Source organism: Myxococcus sp. AB036A, assembly GCF_006547355.1.
Classification (GTDB): domain Bacteria; phylum Myxococcota; class Myxococcia; order Myxococcales; family Myxococcaceae; genus Myxococcus; species Myxococcus virescens.
The window spans coordinates 51,105-66,390 of the sequence record NZ_VHLC01000004.1 but is presented as its reverse complement, the minus strand read 5'-3'; the positions used below and the strand labels follow the sequence as shown (position 1 = coordinate 66,390).

At 67.5% G+C, this 15,286-nt stretch carries 18 protein-coding genes and 1 riboswitch; of the genes, 3 read left to right on the top strand and 15 right to left on the bottom strand.

Annotated features, from left to right (window positions below; all coding sequences use genetic code 11):
* Window positions 1-65: 65 nt before the first annotated feature.
* The 14 genes from FL344_RS02810 to FL344_RS02745 all read right to left on the bottom strand — a co-directional run bounded on the left by FL344_RS02810 (window position 66) and on the right by FL344_RS02745 (window position 12,441).
* A complete protein-coding gene (locus tag FL344_RS02810) occupies window positions 66-1,397 on the bottom strand; it encodes a hypothetical protein (RefSeq protein ID WP_228564728.1) in 1,332 nt (443 codons plus the stop codon).
* 5 nt (window positions 1,398-1,402) lie between these two features.
* Window positions 1,403-2,146, bottom strand: coding sequence for an outer membrane lipoprotein-sorting protein (locus FL344_RS02805; RefSeq protein ID WP_141617413.1), 744 nt, complete (start codon window positions 2,144-2,146; stop codon window positions 1,403-1,405).
* 19 nt (window positions 2,147-2,165) lie between these two features.
* Complete coding sequence (locus FL344_RS02800; protein ID WP_141589298.1) at window positions 2,166-3,392, bottom strand: ABC transporter permease; 1,227 nt, start codon at window positions 3,390-3,392, stop codon at window positions 2,166-2,168.
* Window positions 3,389-4,117 carry an ABC transporter ATP-binding protein gene (locus FL344_RS02795; protein WP_141617412.1) on the bottom strand — a complete coding sequence of 243 codons (729 nt, stop codon included), beginning with the start codon at window positions 4,115-4,117 and terminating at the stop codon, window positions 3,389-3,391. Before FL344_RS02795 ends, FL344_RS02800 begins: the two co-directional genes overlap by 4 nt.
* A gap of 17 nt (window positions 4,118-4,134) precedes the next feature.
* The gene (locus FL344_RS02790) at window positions 4,135-5,370 is read right to left on the bottom strand and encodes a beta-ketoacyl synthase (protein ID WP_228564727.1); all 1,236 of its coding nucleotides are present in this window, start codon (window positions 5,368-5,370) and stop codon (window positions 4,135-4,137) included.
* A 20-nt stretch (window positions 5,371-5,390) separates the two neighbouring features.
* The gene (locus FL344_RS02785) at window positions 5,391-6,626 is read right to left on the bottom strand and encodes a beta-ketoacyl synthase (RefSeq protein ID WP_141589295.1); all 1,236 of its coding nucleotides are present in this window, start codon (window positions 6,624-6,626) and stop codon (window positions 5,391-5,393) included.
* A gap of 62 nt (window positions 6,627-6,688) precedes the next feature.
* A complete protein-coding gene (locus FL344_RS02780) occupies window positions 6,689-7,462 on the bottom strand; it encodes an SDR family NAD(P)-dependent oxidoreductase (protein ID WP_228564726.1) in 774 nt (257 codons plus the stop codon).
* Entirely contained in the window at window positions 7,459-8,208 is a 750-nt protein-coding gene (locus tag FL344_RS02775) for an SDR family oxidoreductase (RefSeq protein WP_141617409.1), read from the bottom strand. Before FL344_RS02775 ends, FL344_RS02780 begins: the two co-directional genes overlap by 4 nt.
* Window positions 8,195-8,629, bottom strand: coding sequence for a 3-hydroxyacyl-ACP dehydratase FabZ family protein (locus FL344_RS02770; RefSeq protein WP_255508165.1), 435 nt, complete (start codon window positions 8,627-8,629; stop codon window positions 8,195-8,197). Before FL344_RS02770 ends, FL344_RS02775 begins: the two co-directional genes overlap by 14 nt.
* A 7-nt stretch (window positions 8,630-8,636) precedes the next feature.
* Window positions 8,637-9,659, bottom strand: coding sequence for a beta-ketoacyl synthase N-terminal-like domain-containing protein (locus FL344_RS02765; RefSeq protein ID WP_141617407.1), 1,023 nt, complete (start codon window positions 9,657-9,659; stop codon window positions 8,637-8,639).
* Window positions 9,656-10,867, bottom strand: coding sequence for a beta-ketoacyl synthase (locus FL344_RS02760; protein ID WP_141617406.1), 1,212 nt, complete (start codon window positions 10,865-10,867; stop codon window positions 9,656-9,658). Before FL344_RS02760 ends, FL344_RS02765 begins: the two co-directional genes overlap by 4 nt.
* Window positions 10,864-11,634 carry an MBL fold metallo-hydrolase gene (locus tag FL344_RS02755; RefSeq protein WP_141589289.1) on the bottom strand — a complete coding sequence of 257 codons (771 nt, stop codon included), beginning with the start codon at window positions 11,632-11,634 and terminating at the stop codon, window positions 10,864-10,866. Before FL344_RS02755 ends, FL344_RS02760 begins: the two co-directional genes overlap by 4 nt.
* A gap of 20 nt (window positions 11,635-11,654) precedes the next feature.
* Complete coding sequence (gene fabZ / locus FL344_RS02750) at window positions 11,655-12,137, bottom strand: 3-hydroxyacyl-ACP dehydratase FabZ (RefSeq protein ID WP_011556325.1); 483 nt, start codon at window positions 12,135-12,137, stop codon at window positions 11,655-11,657.
* The gene (locus tag FL344_RS02745) at window positions 12,130-12,441 is read right to left on the bottom strand and encodes an acyl carrier protein (protein WP_090488559.1); all 312 of its coding nucleotides are present in this window, start codon (window positions 12,439-12,441) and stop codon (window positions 12,130-12,132) included. The genes fabZ and FL344_RS02745 overlap by 8 nt, the downstream gene beginning before the upstream one ends.
* A gap of 188 nt (window positions 12,442-12,629) precedes the next feature.
* Between FL344_RS02745 and FL344_RS38910 the strand changes: the two genes are divergently transcribed.
* The 3 genes from FL344_RS38910 to FL344_RS02735 all read left to right on the top strand — a co-directional run bounded on the left by FL344_RS38910 (window position 12,630) and on the right by FL344_RS02735 (window position 14,908).
* The gene (locus FL344_RS38910; RefSeq protein ID WP_228564724.1) at window positions 12,630-13,238 is read left to right on the top strand and encodes a hypothetical protein; all 609 of its coding nucleotides are present in this window, start codon (window positions 12,630-12,632) and stop codon (window positions 13,236-13,238) included.
* A gap of 87 nt (window positions 13,239-13,325) precedes the next feature.
* A complete protein-coding gene (locus FL344_RS39680; RefSeq protein ID WP_255508163.1) occupies window positions 13,326-13,460 on the top strand; it encodes a hypothetical protein in 135 nt (44 codons plus the stop codon).
* Window positions 13,447-13,551, bottom strand: a riboswitch (cobalamin riboswitch). (Overlaps the previous gene by 14 nt.)
* A gap of 121 nt (window positions 13,552-13,672) precedes the next feature.
* Window positions 13,673-14,908 carry a DUF1501 domain-containing protein gene (locus FL344_RS02735; RefSeq protein ID WP_141617405.1) on the top strand — a complete coding sequence of 412 codons (1,236 nt, stop codon included), beginning with the start codon at window positions 13,673-13,675 and terminating at the stop codon, window positions 14,906-14,908.
* Between the two features lie 128 nt (window positions 14,909-15,036).
* Here FL344_RS02735 and FL344_RS02730 read toward each other — a convergent pair whose 3' ends face one another.
* On the bottom strand, window positions 15,037-15,279 hold the full coding sequence (locus FL344_RS02730; protein WP_174257142.1) for a mersacidin/lichenicidin family type 2 lantibiotic: 243 nt from the start codon (window positions 15,277-15,279) through the stop codon (window positions 15,037-15,039).
* Window positions 15,280-15,286: the final 7 nt, after the last annotated feature.

Here is a 15,286-nt window from a genome sequence, read left to right as displayed (position 1 = left end):
TATTGCGGCCCGAGCTCCCAAGTGCCTTCCTGCTTTGGCGCAGCGCGATGGCGCTTCCTTCGCGCCTACAGGACGTAGCCCCTGGCTCCCACGAGAATTGACTGGCTCAGCAGGGAGTGGAACTCGGTGCGGGGGCCTCCGTGGTGAATGACGCCCAGCGCGAAGAGCGCTACGCGGCTCCAGACATTCCACTCCGCATAGGCGGAGGCCTGTCCGCTGCCATCCACCAGGTTGAGTGAATAGCGGAGCTGCCAGGTCGGCCCGGTGTCGGTGGGGTTGTTCTGCACCTGCATGAACAGGTAGTGCCGCCCCAGCAGCGGCAGTCCGTTGTTGAGCGCCGCTCCCAGCGTCTGGCCCGCGAGCGCGGCATCCGGAGAGGGGAGGGTCAGGACCGAGGATGCACGGGTGGCGATGTCGAAGTACCGCGCGCCATCCGCCCACCGGTAGCCTTCATTGTTGCTCAGGTACTCCAGGTAGACGGTGTGGCCGGAGTCCAGCGTGTAGCCACCGCCAGCGAGGGCGGAGTAGATGAGCCGGTGGTCCCGGGCATGGCGCGGCAGGAAGGCGCCTCCCACGGCGTTGGGGAGCCGCTCGGGGTAGAGCGCGGAGGTCCCCTGCCGCAGGCCCCCTTCCGCGTAGAGGAGCAGCGCCTCGCCGACGGTGGTCTGCCCGAATGCACCGAAGCGCGGGCGTTCGTGGGCCCACCGCTTGGAGGCGTTCAGTCCCACGACGGAGGCCTCGGCCGTGTAGTCCACCTTCAGCAACGACAGGGCCTTGAACCCGTCCTCCTTCTCCCATTGCCAGTCTCCGCGTCCGTCGCCGAACTGGTGCAGCAGTGACAGGGACAGGGCCTGCGTGGGGGACCAGGTGGCCTGGGCCACGTCCACGCCGCGCAGCTCGCGCATGGGGTTGTTCCGGCCGTTCTCGAAGTAGATGGGATTGCTGGGCGAACGGAAGTTGGATGGCCCCCACATGAGCACGTCCCTCCCCAGAGACACCGCGAGCGACTGCACCGGGTAGAGCGTCACCAATCCCTGGTTCACCCAGGCGTCGAGCCGCGTCTCCGGTCCCGTCTCTCCGAAGCGCCGCCACTCGAAGCGGGCCCGGGGCTTCAGGCTCACCTCGAAGGTGTCCGTGGCGAGCTTCAAATCAAGCCGGCCCTCCACCTCCGTCTGCCCTGCTGGAAGACGGGCGATGCGGTTGCCAGGATTGAGCAGGCTGTTCTCACGGAGTCCTCGCTCACTGTCCAGTGCCAGCACCTGGAGGCCGGCGGAGCCCTGCTCCAGCAGCTCCTGGAATGCCTGGGCCTTCGCGTTCGTACCCAGCCCTCCCGCCAGCAAGCCCACGAACAACGGCAGGCCCGCTGGCGAGAAGACAGCGATTCGCTTGGAGCGCATGCGCCTCAGTTCCCAAGCCGGTTGACGTCGAACGTCCCGCGCGCCAGCTCCGTCACCTGCACGTCGGCGTACTCCAGCATCGTCCTGGCGGGCGTGAGCGCGTCCTGGATGGTCATCTTGCTCACGAAGGGGAACGTCTTGCCTTCGTGGGTGAGCTGGTTGCCGTACTCGAAGGTGGCGGACTTCAGCAGCTTGCCGGAGAGGGAGAAGAACTCCGCCTTGATACCGACCTGCCGCTCCTTGGAGACCCAGTAGGTGATGCGGTCATAGGTGCAGAACGTGTTGATGGCCTTCAACTCCAGCACGTAGCTGGCCTCGCCGTTGACGTCCTCTTCGCGCAGCAGCTTGCCCTGGTAGTCGACGGCGTAGTTCGTCGATGCGATGTCGCCTTGAGACGCCTGACCGGAGAGCTTCTGCCTCGGTGAGATGGGGATGGGCTTGCGGAGGCCGGGACGGCTCATCCACATGTTCCGGTCCACCTGGAGCAGCTTGGAGCCCTTGAAGCGCACGGGCTCTCGCGTCTCCGCGAGGCTGGCGGTGGCATTGGCCTTCAGGGTGAGCAGCCGCTCGGGCTCCTTGTCCACGCCGCTTTCGGGAGTGATGCGGACCGTCCAGCGGATGCCAGGAAGCCCGCCACCCCGCGAGCGGTCCGAGGCCTTGAGAATCTCCGCCGCGTCTGGCTCCTCCGCCCGCGCCGTGCCGGTGTGCAAGAGCAGCAGTCCCAGGATGAGCGCCAGGATGTGTTTCATGGTGATGTCTCTCTTTCCGTCAGACATGGCCCAGCGAGTCGGTGATGCACTTGCGCGCGGCGGTACGCGCCGGGAAGAAGGCCGCGGCGATGCCCAGCAGCGAGAGCATGACGAACGTCCTCGCCATCCGGGGCACGTCGAGGTCGACCATGAGGCTGACCACGTTGGAGGAGTTGGGCGGGGTGTAGGTGATGCCCGCGCTGTTGACGGCCAGCCGCACCAGCAACGTGAAGAGCAACCCTCCGGCGCAGCCCAGCACCACGAGCATGAAGGCCTCGGTGGTGAAGAGCCGCAGGATGCCCGAGCGGCGAAGCCCCATGGAGCGCAGCGTTCCAATCTCCCGCGTCCGCTCCACCACCGTCATGCTCATGGAGTTCACGATGCTCATGACCACCACGATGAAGACGTTGCTGAAGATGAAGGCGAAAATCATGTCGAACAGGCGCTTCACCTGTGAGTAGAAGCTCGACAGTTCCAGCCACGTCTTGAGCTCCACGTCGAAGCCCGCTTGCTTGAGCTGCGCGGTGAGCTCCGTCCGCGCCTGCTCGGTGAAGGCCTTGTCATCCAGCAGCACGATGAGCCGCTCGGCGCCGTCGAAGTCATACAGGGACTTCGCCAGGTCGAAGGGCAGGTACAGGAACTTGTCGTTGGTGCCGACGTTGCCCGTGTTGAAGTCGTCCACGATGTCCACGTCTAGCGCATTGGCCTGACCTGTCACCGTGCTCACCAGCAGCGCGGCCGAGTCGCCGGGCTTCAGGTTGAGAATCCTGCCCAGATCCTCCGCCGTCGCCACCCCGATGGGGTTGTCCGCCTTCAAGTCACCTGACAGCTTGCGCTGGAAGTCACCCTGGAGCTTCTTGACGTCCTCGGGGACCATGCCCTCGCCCACGAAGACGGTGGACGCGGTGCCGTTGGACACCATGCCGCTGAGAGACATGCGCGGCGTCACCAGCCGCGTGTGAGGGTACTGCCGGAGGATGGGCATCACCCGGTCCAGCTCCTCCTTGGAGAACATGTATTGCGCCGGATGGAGGCGGCCTTGGGTGCGCAGGCCTTGCTTCATCACCGTCAGGTGCCCCAGCAGCTCCCCATGGATGGCCTGCTTGGCCAGCCCGCTGTACACATACTTGATGTATCCCGCGAAGAGGCTGATGGATGCGAAGCCGAAGCCCACGGAGAGGAGGGTGACGAGGCTGCGCCGGTGATTCTTCAGGATGTTGCGGAAGCCAATGGAGAAGTAGTTCATCGCACAGCCTCGTCCGCCTGGAGCAGGCCGTCCTTGAGCAGGAGTTTCCGGTCGACCAGGTCCATGAGCCGCGGGTCATGGGTGGTGAAGATGAAGGTGACGCGCTTGGAGCGGTTGAGCTCACGCATGAGCTTGACCACCATGTAGCTGTTCTCCGAGTCCAGGTTGGCCGTGGGCTCATCCGCCACGACGATGGACGGCGACGTGACGAGCGCGCGGGCAATCGCCACGCGCTGGCGCTGACCGCCGCTCATCTTGTCCGGGCGCGCGTTGGCTTGATTCTCCAGGCCCACGTCCTTGAGGGCCTGACTGGCGCGCTCGCGTACCTCGGCGGCGCCCACGCCTTGAATCTGCAGCGGCACCATGACGTTCTCCAGGGCGCTGAGCACGGGGATGAGGTTGAAGCTCTGGAAGACGAAGCCGACCTTGCGGCTGCGCAAGTCGGAGAGCGCGTTGTCCGTCAGCTTCGCGATGGGCGTGCCTTCCAGCGACACCTCACCCGAGGTGGGCGCATCCACCAGCCCCAGGATGTTCATCAGGCTGGACTTGCCGCTGCCCGACGGGCCCCAGATGGCGACGAACTCTCCCCGGTGGATGCGCAGGGAGACGCCTTTCAAGGCTTCGACCCGTGTTTCTCCCAGGACGTAGTCGCGCCGGATGTCATTCAGGGACAGGAGCACGTCCTCGTTCGCCGTGCTTGCCGCCGTCCCTTCCAAGTTGGCCATGTCTGTGTTCCTCGATGCTAGAGCGCCCGGACCAACGCCGCGCCGGCGTTGCCCCCGAACGAATAGGAGTGCGCCAGGGCCGTCCGGATGGGCCGGTGTGGCCTCGACTGGCGCACCAGATTGAGCTCGAACTCCGGCTGCTCGGTGCCGGCCTGGACAGGCAACCCGCCTCCCCGAACCGCGCCGACACAGGCGAGCAGGTTGAACATGTCGCTGGCGGACTCGGCTTCGCCGATGAGTCCCTTCACGCTGCTGAGGGGAACGGTGCTCGCCGCGGCGCCCATCACCGTCTTCAGCGCGGCTACTTCCGCCCTGTCCAACGACTGCGTGGAGTTGCTGGCCGCGGCGATGTAGTCCACGGCCTCGGGCGAGGCATCCGCGTCGCGAAGCGCCTGACTCATCGCGGAGGCCAGTCCCCGGCCCTCCGGGTGGTGGATGCCGAAGGAATGCCCGTCGTGCGCCACGCCCAGGCCCGCAATCTCCGCCAGCGGGGTGGCGCCTCTTGCCCGCGCGGAGGCGAGTGTTTCCAGCACCACCACCGCCGCCCCCTCTCCCATGATGTAACCATCTCGCCGGGTGTCGAAGGGACGGCTCACGTTGGCATCACTTAGCACGCCAATGTCATCCATGTCGAAGTGCGTGGCCGTGGTGAACAAGTCGAATGTCCCCGCGATGAGGGCGTCCGCCCGTCCACTGCGCAGCGCCTGCGCCGCTAGCGCGAGCACCTGGAAGCCGCAGGCGTTCCCAGCGCTGATGGCGTAGTTGGTGCCGCGCCAGCCCCAGCGGATGCTCAGCGCGCTGGCCACCGCGTTCGTCACGGTCTCCTGGAACAGCAGCGGTTGGACGAAGCGCGGCTCGCTGGTGATGATGCGGTGCCAGATGTCCTGGCTGACCTCCGCCATGGCCCGGTAGGTGCCCAGGAACACGCCCACCCGCTCCGGGTTCCAGGTGGAGGGCCCATGCCCCGCCATCTGGAGCGCCTCCTCCGTGGCGAGCATCGTGTACTGCGTCCCTCGAGGCGCCCGCCGCAGGTTGTTGGAGCCCGTCAGCGCGGACAGGCTCCCTGGAGGAACGCGCGCCCCGTGCTTGCAACCGCACCCCGACACATCGAAGTCATCGATGGGGCGGATGGCGCTGCGTCCCTCGGCGAGCGCGTCCAGCAGGGGCGGGACGCCCGCCCCGTAGGGGGACACCGCTCCCATGCCGGTGATGACCACTCGCATCTCATCTGTCATTCGCGTACCGCCAGCCATGCGTTTCCCCTTGTGTTGCATCAGCCCTCCCAGCGGCGGAAGACCATCGCGGCGTTGTTGCCGCCAAAGCCAAACGCGTTGGAGAGCACCGCTTCCAGCTTCGTGGGCCGGCTGTGATGGGGCACGTAGTCCAGGTCGCACTCGGGGTCTGGCGTATCCAGGTGCAGCGTGGGCGGCAGGAAGCCGTCGTTCAGCGCCACCACCGCCGCGGCTGCCTCCATGGCGCCGCTGGACCCGAGGCTGTGGCCGACCATCGCCTTGATGGAGCTGACGGGGACTCGGGTCTGCTCGCCAAAGACATGCTTGATGGCGCGCGTCTCGATGACGTCATTGGCCGGCGTGCCCGTGCCGTGCGCCTTGATGTAGCCAATCTGCTCGGGCTTCAGGCCCGCGCTCGCCAGCGCCGCCTGCATGGCCCGCGCGGGGCCGCGTCCCGTCTCGTCGGGCCGGGTCATGTGGTAGGCGTCCGTGGAGCCTCCGTAGCCCGCGAGCTCCGCCAGGATGTTCGCTCCGCGGCGCTTCGCGTGGGCCTCGCTCTCCAGCACCCACAGCGAGGCGGACTCGCCCAGCAGCGTCCCATCGCGGTCCTTGCTGAAGGGCCGCAGCTTGTCGCTCGCCAGGGAGCGCAGGACGCCGAAGCCGGCCTGGGGCATCTCACTGAGCGGATCGACTCCGCCCGCGAGCATCACCTCCGACCGCCCGGAGCGAATCACATCCATCGCCACGCCCAGGGCATGCAGGCCCGCGCTGCACGCGGTGGACATGACCAGGCTGAGTCCCCCCAACTGGTACTGGCTGGCGACGTGGTCACTCATGGCGCAGATGAAGCTGTCGAGCACCAGGGCTCGCCAGGGCTCCTTTGGGCCCGCGCGCCCGCGCCGGTAGGGGTAGTGCAGCGCGGCGTAGCCTTCCTTCCTCGCGGGCATTCCTCCCAGGTTGGTTCCGAGCACCACGCCAATGCGCGAGCGGTCCTCGACGTCCAGGTCCAGCCCGGACGCCGCCAGTCCCTGCGCCGCCGCCACGCGAATCATCTGGGCGCCGCGACTGAGGTAGGGCAGCTCCTCGGGGCTGAAGTGCGCGGAGAAGTCGATGTTCTTCAGCTCGCCAGCGGACTGACAGCGGTGCTTGCTGGCGTCGAAACGGGTGACGGGCGCGATGCCATCTCTCCCCGAGCGAAGCCCTTCGGAGAACTCCTCCAGGTTGTTGCCAATGGGCGTGAGAACGCCAATGCCGGTAACGACGACTTTGTTGCTCATCCTGTTCCTCTCAGCCCGTGTTGCGCGATTCCTTGAAAAGACAGATGTCCGCGAGCGGCGCGCTACAGCACCAGCCCGCCATTCACGCGCAGCACGTCGCCGACCACGTAGGCGCTCTCCGGAGACGCCAGGAAGAGCGTGGCGTTGGCGACGTCCTCCACGGTTCCCAGCCGGCGGATGGGGGTGGCCTGGATGAAGCCCTCACGCACCCCGGGACGGTTCATCAGCCCCGCGACCATCTCCGTCTCCACGAAGCCAGGCGCCACGCAGTTCACCCGGATGCCATGTGGCCCCAGCTCTCCCGCCAGCGCCTGCGTCAGCCCAATCAAGGCCCCTTTGGTGGCGGCGTAGGGCACCTGTCCCGCGCGTCCCCGGATTCCGGCGGAGGAGGACATGTTGATGATGGCGCCACGGCCCTGCTGCACCATGGTCGGAATGACCGCCTGACAGCAGGCGAGCGCGCCGTAGAGATTGACGTCCACCGTCTCCCGCCACGCCGCGGCCTGGAGCATCATCAAGTGCCCATCCCGGCTGATGCCGGCGTTGTTCACCAGCACATCGATGCGGCCGAAGTGGGAGAGCGCCGCCTCTCGGAGCTGTCCTGGTACGTCGGGACTGGCGACCGAGCCGGGGACCAGCACGCAGCGTCGGCCCTGCGCCTCGACCTCGGCGGCGGCCTGCCGCGCGGCCTCCGCGTTGCTCCCGTAGTTGAGGACGATGTCCGCGCCCTCCGCGGCGAAGGTGAGGGCAATGGCCTTGCCAATGCCACGCGAGCCGCCCGTGATGATGACCGTCTGCTGCTGGAACCGCTGACGTGCTGCCTGGGATTCACTCACCACAGACCTCCGGTGGCAGACAGGCGCTGACCCGTCGTGAGGTTCGCTGCGCTCGAACCGAGGAAGAGCACGGCCTCGGCAACCTCCTCCGCGCTCCCGAGCCGCCCCAGGGGACCCAGCTCGCCATCGAGCCGCTCGCGCTGCGCTGGGGTGAGGTGTGCTGTCTCCTCCTCGAGGAGTTGGACCGCCAGCGTGTTCACGGAGATGCCTTGCCGGGCCACCTCGTTGGCCAGCGCGCGTGTCATCGCGGTGATGCCTTCGGCGGCCACGCGGCTCGCGCCTCCGGAAGCGGCATCCAGCAGGTTGACGATGCGCCCCGAGCGCTTGCGCATCATCGGGCGGATGACCTCCTTGCAGAACCACGCTGTCCCACTCAACTGGCGGTCGAGCACGGCCTTCCACTGCTCGGCGGACAGGTCGCTGAGCCGGCCGGCCGCGCGGCTCAATGACGCGTTGATGAGCAGGTCGATGCGGTCCAATTCCGTGGCGACGCGGCGGACCACCGTGCCCACCGCCTGTGCGTCAGAAGACTCGCAGGGCAGGGCCAGCTCCGCGCCCAGCTCCCTGGCGAGTGCAGTCGCCTCTGCCTCGTGCTCCGGCAGGAACACCAGGGCCAGACGTGCCCCCGCCTTCCCATGGCGCCGTGCAATGGCATTGGCGATGGGCTGTCCCGCTCCGGTGACCAGCACCACCTGCTGGTGGAGGAAGCCGTCCAGGAACGGTGTGTTTGTTTCAGGGTGACTCATGTGACTTTGAACCTCTCTGGGAAAGCACCATGACGCCGCTGGCAGCCGGGACAGCGTCGGCCCAGGCCTTGACCTCGACGCGCACCGTGGTCCGCCACCGCTTGAGAATGTTGGCTTCCATCCGCAGGACGCTGCCGGCCGGGATGGGGGTGTGAAATGTCATTGCCTCGATGCCGCCGAGGTACCAGACAGACGGTGTGACTTCGTCGGGCCCGCGCAGGAGCATGATGGCGACCTGTCCCAGGGCATCCACCAGCAGGCAGGAGGGCAGGGCGGGGGGCGCGTCTCCGAAACGCTCGAACATCATCTCGTTGCCGGAGACCTGCTTGAACGCCCTGCCAAAGCCCGGTGAGAGCGCCTCCACCGCGTCGACCAGCAGCATGGGGAACCGGTGCGGTGTCCCGCCGTAGATGCGGGCCATGGGGTGCTCAGTCATGAGCACCCCCGCGCAGCACCACAGCCAGGGCGCTGCCCTCACCCCCCAGAGCGGTGACCAGCGCGCATCCCTTGTCGAGGACCCGCGTGGCCAGCACGACGGCCAGCATGCCCGCCGTGCTGAACGTCTCTCCAAGCACGTCCTTGGGACAGCTCACGGGCACCTTCGCCGCGTGCGCCCCGAGGGCTTCGTGCAGCCCTCGCTGCTCCCACCCGTCGAAGCCTCCTCGCCCGTTCGCACAGGAGAAGACGGCGCCCAGTTGCTCGGGCGCGATTCGAGCCGTGTGCATTGCGTCCCGCACCGCGCGGGCCAGCGTGTGCGCCTGGTTCGTGAGCGAGCCTCCCCGGTGCCCGGTGCCCAGGACTTCCGCGTGGGGGTGTGCGCCGCGCGTCAGGGCGCGCGTGTGCTCCTCCAGGACCAGGGCGCACGCTGCTTCACTCACCCGCATTCCCTCAGGCAGGGCGATGCCAGCCAGGAGCATGGGGCTCAGGGTGTCCGCGCCCACCACCACCATCCGCTCCGCCTGCCCCTCCTCGATTTGCTGGCAGCCGAAGCGAAGTGCCTCCAGTCCCGCGGCGTGGCCCGAGCACAGGGTCGCGGTGGGACCGCGAAGGTCGTGCACCATGGAGATGTAGCCCGTCGCCGCGTTGGTGACGGTGTTCTGGAACACCACCGGGTTTCCGTAACGGCCGCCTCGCTCCAGGATGGCTTCCAGGTACTCCGCGTTCGTGGGCAGGCAGCCGTAGCTGGAGCCGAACGCGATGCCTGTCTGGAGGGGATTGCCGGGCCTGGCATCCTCGATTGCCAGTGTGGTCGCGGTGAGCGCGATGCGTCCGAGCCGGTCCATGTGCCGCAACTGGGCGGACTGCTTCGCGAACGCCGCGTCGGGAATGCGCTCCGCCAGGGAGGACGGTGGGCCCGCATCGCCTTGGGAGAAGCGCTCCCAGAGGGCCGCAGGTCCCATGGCTCGGGGACACACCGCGCCGAGCCCGCTGATGACGATGCGCCGGCTCATCGTGGCGCCCTCCCTGTCTCGGGAAAGCGCCGGGCAACGAGGGCGACGTTCGCCCCGCCGAACGCGGACTTGGTGCTCATCAGCGTGTCGATGCGTTGGGCGCGGCCCTCGCCACGCACCACGTCGACGTCGCACTTCGGGTCCAGTTCCTCGCAGTTGAGGGTGGGCGGGAGGAAGTCGCGAGCCATGCCCAGCACGGAGCCGATGAGCTCCAGCGCGCCGGAGGCCCCCAGCGTGTGGCCGAAGTAGGGCTTCAGGGAGTTGACCGGCACCGACGCGGCTCGCGCGCCGAAGACACCTCGCATTGCCTGGCACTCCGCGGGGTCATTGGCCGGCGTCCCGGTTCCGTGGAGGTTGACGAAGTCGATCTGCTCCGTCGTCAGTCCCGCCTGTCGCAAGGCGAGCGTCATCGCCTGTTGGAGCCCCCGGCCCTCGGGGTGCGGACTGGTGGGGTGATGGGCATCGCCCGCCGTTCCCCAGCCGCACAGCTCCGCATGGATTCGAGCGCCCCGCTGGCGCGCGTGGTTCAGCTCCTCGAGCACGAGGATGCCCGCACCCTCGCCGAGTACCATCCCATTGCGCCGATGGTCGAAGGGGCGGCACACCGTGGGCGTCATGGCGCGCAGGACGGAGAAGCCACTGAAGCTGAGCAGGGTCAGTGCGTCCGCTCCTCCCGCCAGCATCACGGAGGCCCGTCCCTGACGGATTTCGTCCAGTGCTCGGCCCATGGCGAGGCTGCTGGACACGCAGGCCATGGTGACGGTGGACAGGATGCCGCCCAGGCCGAACCGGTCCGCGACGTTCCGCGCGATGGAGGAGAAGGGAACCTCCCCGAAGTGTCTCCGGCGAGCGTCCTCATCACCTCCGGAGCGAATGACCTGTTCGAGGGACAAGGCGGGCCCACGGCTCGTGCCCAGCATGACCCCCGCCACCTCCCGCCAGTTCCCCTGGGCTTCGAGCCCACTGTCGCGGAGGGCCTGCTCCGCGGCGTGAAGGGCCAGCTTTGACACGCGGTCCAAACCGTTGTCGGGCGTCTCGTCCGGCAGGTCCACCACGCCCGCGGAGTACGTCCGGCCTTCGATGTCGAACGGGGCGGCCCGCCGGATGCCGCTGCGGCGGTTCGACAGGGCCTGGGCGAGCTCGTCGGCGGACAGCGCATTGGCGGCTGTCACGCCAAGGCCCGTGATGACGACGCGATGGGGGCTCATGAGAGCTTCTCCAGTGGCTCGGACGGCGCCGTGTCCACCAGACAGTCGTGGCCCGGAATGATGTGGCGGTATTCGCGGAGGAGCTTGCGGCGGGTGTGGCTGTAGAGCTCGGTGTCCTGCGCGAGCTGGAGCTCCCGCTCGGCGTTCTCCACCAAGGTCTTCCGTGTGAAGAGCGCATCCCCTGCGATGAGAATTTTTCGCGGCGTGCCCTCATCGTCCGTGCGGGCGCGGTGCGCGACGACGGAGATATGCCCATGGGTATGGCCCGGCGTGGGCAGCACCTCGACCTCCTCCGTCAGCCAGTGGCTGCCGTCGACAGGGACGAAGCGCGAGTCACGTTCGAGCACGCGGTTGTAGAACCCGATGTTCCGAGTCACCTCGCGCACGATGGACCGGACATAGAACTCCTTCACCGTCTGGTAATGCTCGCGCAGCAGCTCCGAGGTCGCGGCTTTCCCTGGGGTGTGGTCCTGGTGATACGCCTCGATGAAGTGCGCGTTTTCGACGAAGTCCTTGGCGCCCACGACGTATTGCGCGTTGCGGAACAGCAAGTGATTGCCGCAGTGGTCGTAGTGGAGGTGCGTGGCGACGACCACGTCCACGTCATCCGGTGTCAGGCCGCGTTCCTTGAGTGCGAGCACCAGGCGTCCCGCGTCGTCGCACAGACCGCTGTCCACCAGAATGTTTCGCTGTTGGGATTGCACGAGGGTGACAGTGGAGCGCAGCCGTGGAAAGCCGCTCCCCTGGAGCAGCACTTTCAAGAACATGGTGATGTGTTTCCTTGGGGCTAGGCGCCCAGCATCAATTCGCCGTCGGCGACCAGCTCTTCACCCACGCGTGCTTCGACCTTCACATGGTGGATGGTGCCGAGGCTCTTGAGGTGCGTGGCCCGGACACGGAGCTGGTCTCCCGGAACGACAGGGCGGCGGAAGCGCATCCGGTGGATGTTGGCCATCACGCCCGGCCGCGCTGGCTTCTGTGTCGCCGGCTCCACGGGCGCGAGGTCCGGGCGGCTCCTCGTGCGGAGCATGACGCCCGCCACCTGGGCCATGGATTCGACGATCAGCACGCCGGGCATGATGGGGTGCTCGGGAAAGTGCCCCTGGAAGAAGGGCTCGTTCGCCGTGACGCACTTGATTCCCTCGGCGAACACGCCGGGTTCCAAGCTGTCAATCCGGTCGACCATGAGCATCGGATAGCGATGCGGCAGGAGCCGGAGGAGCTCCTGGATGCCGAGCCCGGCGGGCGTTGCTGCCTGTTGGCTAGGCACAGGCGGCCTTCTTCCCGCCTTCCGCGATGAGCCGGTTGACCAGCGCGGCGAGCGTGTCGATGGAGTGGAACTCCTTGGCGACGCTGTCATCCGCGATGACGACGCCCCACTTCTCCTCGATGCCGACCACGATCTCCAACGCCTCGACGCTGTCGAGTCCCAGTCCTCCCGCCTCACCTTCCTGCGAGTCACCACCGAACAGCGGTGCCCCGTCCGGAATGCTCGCGGGGTCGATGTCCAGCCGCAGGCGGTCGACGATCATGGCCTTGAGGCCGCTCTTCACTTCCGTGTTGTCGGGGTGCATCCGCTTCTCCTGATGTTGAGAAGTCAACGTATCGGAGCCCTCTGACATCGCCGGATAGGTTGGAAACATGGGCTGACGTGTTTGGTTTCTCAGGAGTCAGGATTGGCTCGGCGGCTGCGTGGTGGGCCCGCTGAGTCCTTTGCTTCGCGGTTCAAACGCGAGACGTCGTGCTAGTCACGCCTCCCGACATGACCCCATTCACCGAGCCGTCCCGTCTCTTCAAGCCGGCTTGTTCGCTGGCGCTGCTGCTCCTGCTCACCGCTTGTGGTGAGGATGAGCCGATCTGGAACCTCACCATGCGCGCACGTCATGGCGAAGCATGGAAGGAGTTCACGGAGTCCCCCGGCTCGCATTTCATCACTGAAGATGGGGCGGGGAGCTCGGGGCTCAGAGAGATGTCCGTGTGCGGCTTCCATGGTGTGACGGATGTCGACGCCGACGGCACCCATCAATCCTGCATGGAGCTGCGATTCGACTCCACGGCCCTGGGCGCCGACCGCTCGGCGCTGACCATCGCGGGCACCGCCATTCCCCTGGCCTACGGTTCCGATGGAACCGCTGAGTTCACCGCGCAGGCGGGCCACGCTCCGGCAATTGTCTCGGCGTGGGCATGGACGGTCTGTGACGAGATGCCGCGCTACATCGAGCAGACGCCTCAGCAGTTGCGTGGAGAGCTGGTGCTCGATGATCCGCCGAAACTCAAGGGCCGTCTCTCGCTCCGGGCCGACGTCGCGAGCGAGGGGCCCTGCCAGGGGGACGTCACCGAGCTCGAGCTGGTGTTCGACCTCGGCCGCTGACGGTTGTCATCGGGACGGTGCGCGACGTGAGGAGCTTCGCCGAAGCAGGACTTCTTCCAGCAGTTTCCGCCCACCGGTGTGGAGGTCGTGAGGTGGCACGTCGTCATGGGCTTCAGGCAGGTGGGGACGCCGAAGGTGCCCGCCGCGAAGCTGCGTGATGTGAATGTCGCGCTGGAGCAGCCGGCCTGGGGCGCCTTCCGCACCGAGTTCCATTCGACATGAGACTTGTACCTCTCCGCCGCGGGGCAGCCCCGGATTCACACCGGGTTCTCTTTTGAGCCCGGGCCCGGGCCCAGGCTGTCGGCCTTCTTGGACTGTCAAGGCGCGCGGACGCGCCGCGAGGAAAGGTCGCTGGCGGTGTTGAGCGAGTTAACCTCTCGTGGGGTTGCGTGTTCTTGCCTGGAGACGGGCGCAACTTCGGAGCTCCAGACGCCATGACCGCACCGCTGACTCGCCGCCATCTGCTGCGCGCCCTGGGAGTGACGGGCGTGGGGCTTGTTTGTGCTCCGGGGTTCCTGGGACGGGCGCTCGCTGCGAGTCCAGTGTCAGCCGCTCGCCGCACGCTGGTGACAGTCTTCCTGCGTGGAGGCGTGGACGGACTCTCGTTGGTGCCGCCCATCGAGGATGCGGCGTACCACCGGGCGCGCCCTTCGCTGGCACTGCGGGCAAGCGGGCCGGATGCCGCGCTGAAGCTGTCAGGGCCGTTCGGTTTGCATCCGAGGCTCGATGCGCTGATGCCGCTGTGGCACGACGGCCGACTGGCGGTGCTGCATGGCGTGGGATTGCCGGAGCCGGTCCGCTCCCACTTCGACGCGCAAGACTTCGTGGAGTCTGGAACGCCAGGGCGCAAATCGACGCCGGATGGCTGGCTCAACCGCGCGCTGGACGAAGAGGAGGGCGCCGCGCTGCGCGCCGTGGCGCTGCAGCCCACGCTGCCCCGAGCGTTGTTCGGAGACGCGGGGGCGGTGGCCATGGGGCGGCTGGAGGAGTTCCGGTTGCGAGGCGGACGCCGGGGGGAGGAAGCCACCCGGGGCTTCAGTGCGCTCTATGCGGGCGCCGTGGACGAGGCGCTGCGGACGACAGGGCAGGGCGCATTCGAGGCGATGTCCCTGCTGGACGGGGACCAGCTGGCGAAGCTGCCTTCGCACGCGGCGGTGGCGTATCCGAAGGGGCCGCTCGGGCAGCGGCTGCGGGACATCGCGCGGCTCATCCACGGAGAAGTGGGGCTGGAGGTGGCGGCGACGGAGTCGGGCGGCTGGGACACGCATGCCGCCCAGGGGGCCGCGACGGGCGCGTTCGCCAACCGCTGCCAGGAGTTGGGGAGCGCGCTGTCTGCCTTCGCCGCGGACCTGGGACCTCGGCTGGAGCATGTGACGGTGGTGGTGTTGACGGAGTTCGGCCGTACCGTGCGGGAGAACGGCAGTCGCGGAACGGACCACGGTGTGGGCAGCGCGATGCTGGTGCTGGGCGGCGGCGTGAAGGGCGGCAAGGTGTACGGACGCTTCGATTCACTGGAGCCGGACCACTTGCAGGACGGGCGCGATGTGCCTGCATGGACGGACGTACGCGCGCCGTTGGCGGAAGTCCTGCGTGCCTGTCGGCCCGGTGTGGAGCTGGCGAGGGTGTTCCCTGGCTTCACGCCGCCTCCGTCACTCGGCCTGTTTGGATAGGCACTGCGCTCAGCTTCTCGGTGGGGCAGACCGGGGAGCGGCATTCCTCCGCCGCTCCCCCGAGCGGTCCACGTCCGTATTCACGTCGAGTCGCCACGGTCCTTCCGCGTCAGCTCACGTCCCTCCGCTCAGCGGCAGCAGGCGATGCGCCCGCAGTTCGTATAGAGACAGGTGAGCTCGTTGGGCGTGGGGGTGGCGGGGCAGGTGGCCTCGGCATCGCCGCCGGTGATGAACGCCAGCGTCGCATCCTCCAGCTCCATGACGGACGCGGGGCTGGCCGGAAGCGCGGCGCGCTCCGCGTCGGAGAGGCTGTCGTAGTAGTCGGCGTCACGCCAGGCGCGGAGGATGTGGTTCTTGTCGCTGTGGCTCATGGTGCTG

Excerpts from the sequence above, each read along its gene's own strand:
- FL344_RS02735 (WP_141617405.1), top strand. The coding sequence starts at position 13,673 with ATGACCGCACCGCTGACTCGCCGCCATCTGCTGCGCGCCCTGGGAGTG.
- FL344_RS02755 (WP_141589289.1), bottom strand. The coding sequence starts at position 11,634 with ATGTTCTTGAAAGTGCTGCTCCAGGGGAGCGGCTTTCCACGGCTGCGC.
- FL344_RS02765 (WP_141617407.1), bottom strand. The coding sequence starts at position 9,659 with ATGAGCCGGCGCATCGTCATCAGCGGGCTCGGCGCGGTGTGTCCCCGA.
- FL344_RS02775 (WP_141617409.1), bottom strand. The coding sequence starts at position 8,208 with ATGAGTCACCCTGAAACAAACACACCGTTCCTGGACGGCTTCCTCCAC.
- FL344_RS02760 (WP_141617406.1), bottom strand. The coding sequence starts at position 10,867 with ATGAGCCCCCATCGCGTCGTCATCACGGGCCTTGGCGTGACAGCCGCC.
- FL344_RS02805 (WP_141617413.1), bottom strand. The coding sequence starts at position 2,146 with ATGAAACACATCCTGGCGCTCATCCTGGGACTGCTGCTCTTGCACACC.
- FL344_RS38910 (WP_228564724.1), top strand. The coding sequence starts at position 12,630 with ATGACCCCATTCACCGAGCCGTCCCGTCTCTTCAAGCCGGCTTGTTCG.
- FL344_RS02800 (WP_141589298.1), bottom strand. The coding sequence starts at position 3,392 with ATGAACTACTTCTCCATTGGCTTCCGCAACATCCTGAAGAATCACCGG.
- FL344_RS02795 (WP_141617412.1), bottom strand. The coding sequence starts at position 4,117 with ATGGCCAACTTGGAAGGGACGGCGGCAAGCACGGCGAACGAGGACGTG.
- FL344_RS02745 (WP_090488559.1), bottom strand. The coding sequence starts at position 12,441 with ATGCACCCCGACAACACGGAAGTGAAGAGCGGCCTCAAGGCCATGATC.
- FL344_RS02810 (WP_228564728.1), bottom strand. The coding sequence starts at position 1,397 with ATGCGCTCCAAGCGAATCGCTGTCTTCTCGCCAGCGGGCCTGCCGTTG.
- FL344_RS02770 (WP_255508165.1), bottom strand. The coding sequence starts at position 8,629 with ATGGCCCGCATCTACGGCGGGACACCGCACCGGTTCCCCATGCTGCTG.
- FL344_RS02730 (WP_174257142.1), bottom strand. The coding sequence starts at position 15,279 with ATGAGCCACAGCGACAAGAACCACATCCTCCGCGCCTGGCGTGACGCC.
- FL344_RS02790 (WP_228564727.1), bottom strand. The coding sequence starts at position 5,370 with ATGGCTGGCGGTACGCGAATGACAGATGAGATGCGAGTGGTCATCACC.
- FL344_RS02785 (WP_141589295.1), bottom strand. The coding sequence starts at position 6,626 with ATGAGCAACAAAGTCGTCGTTACCGGCATTGGCGTTCTCACGCCCATT.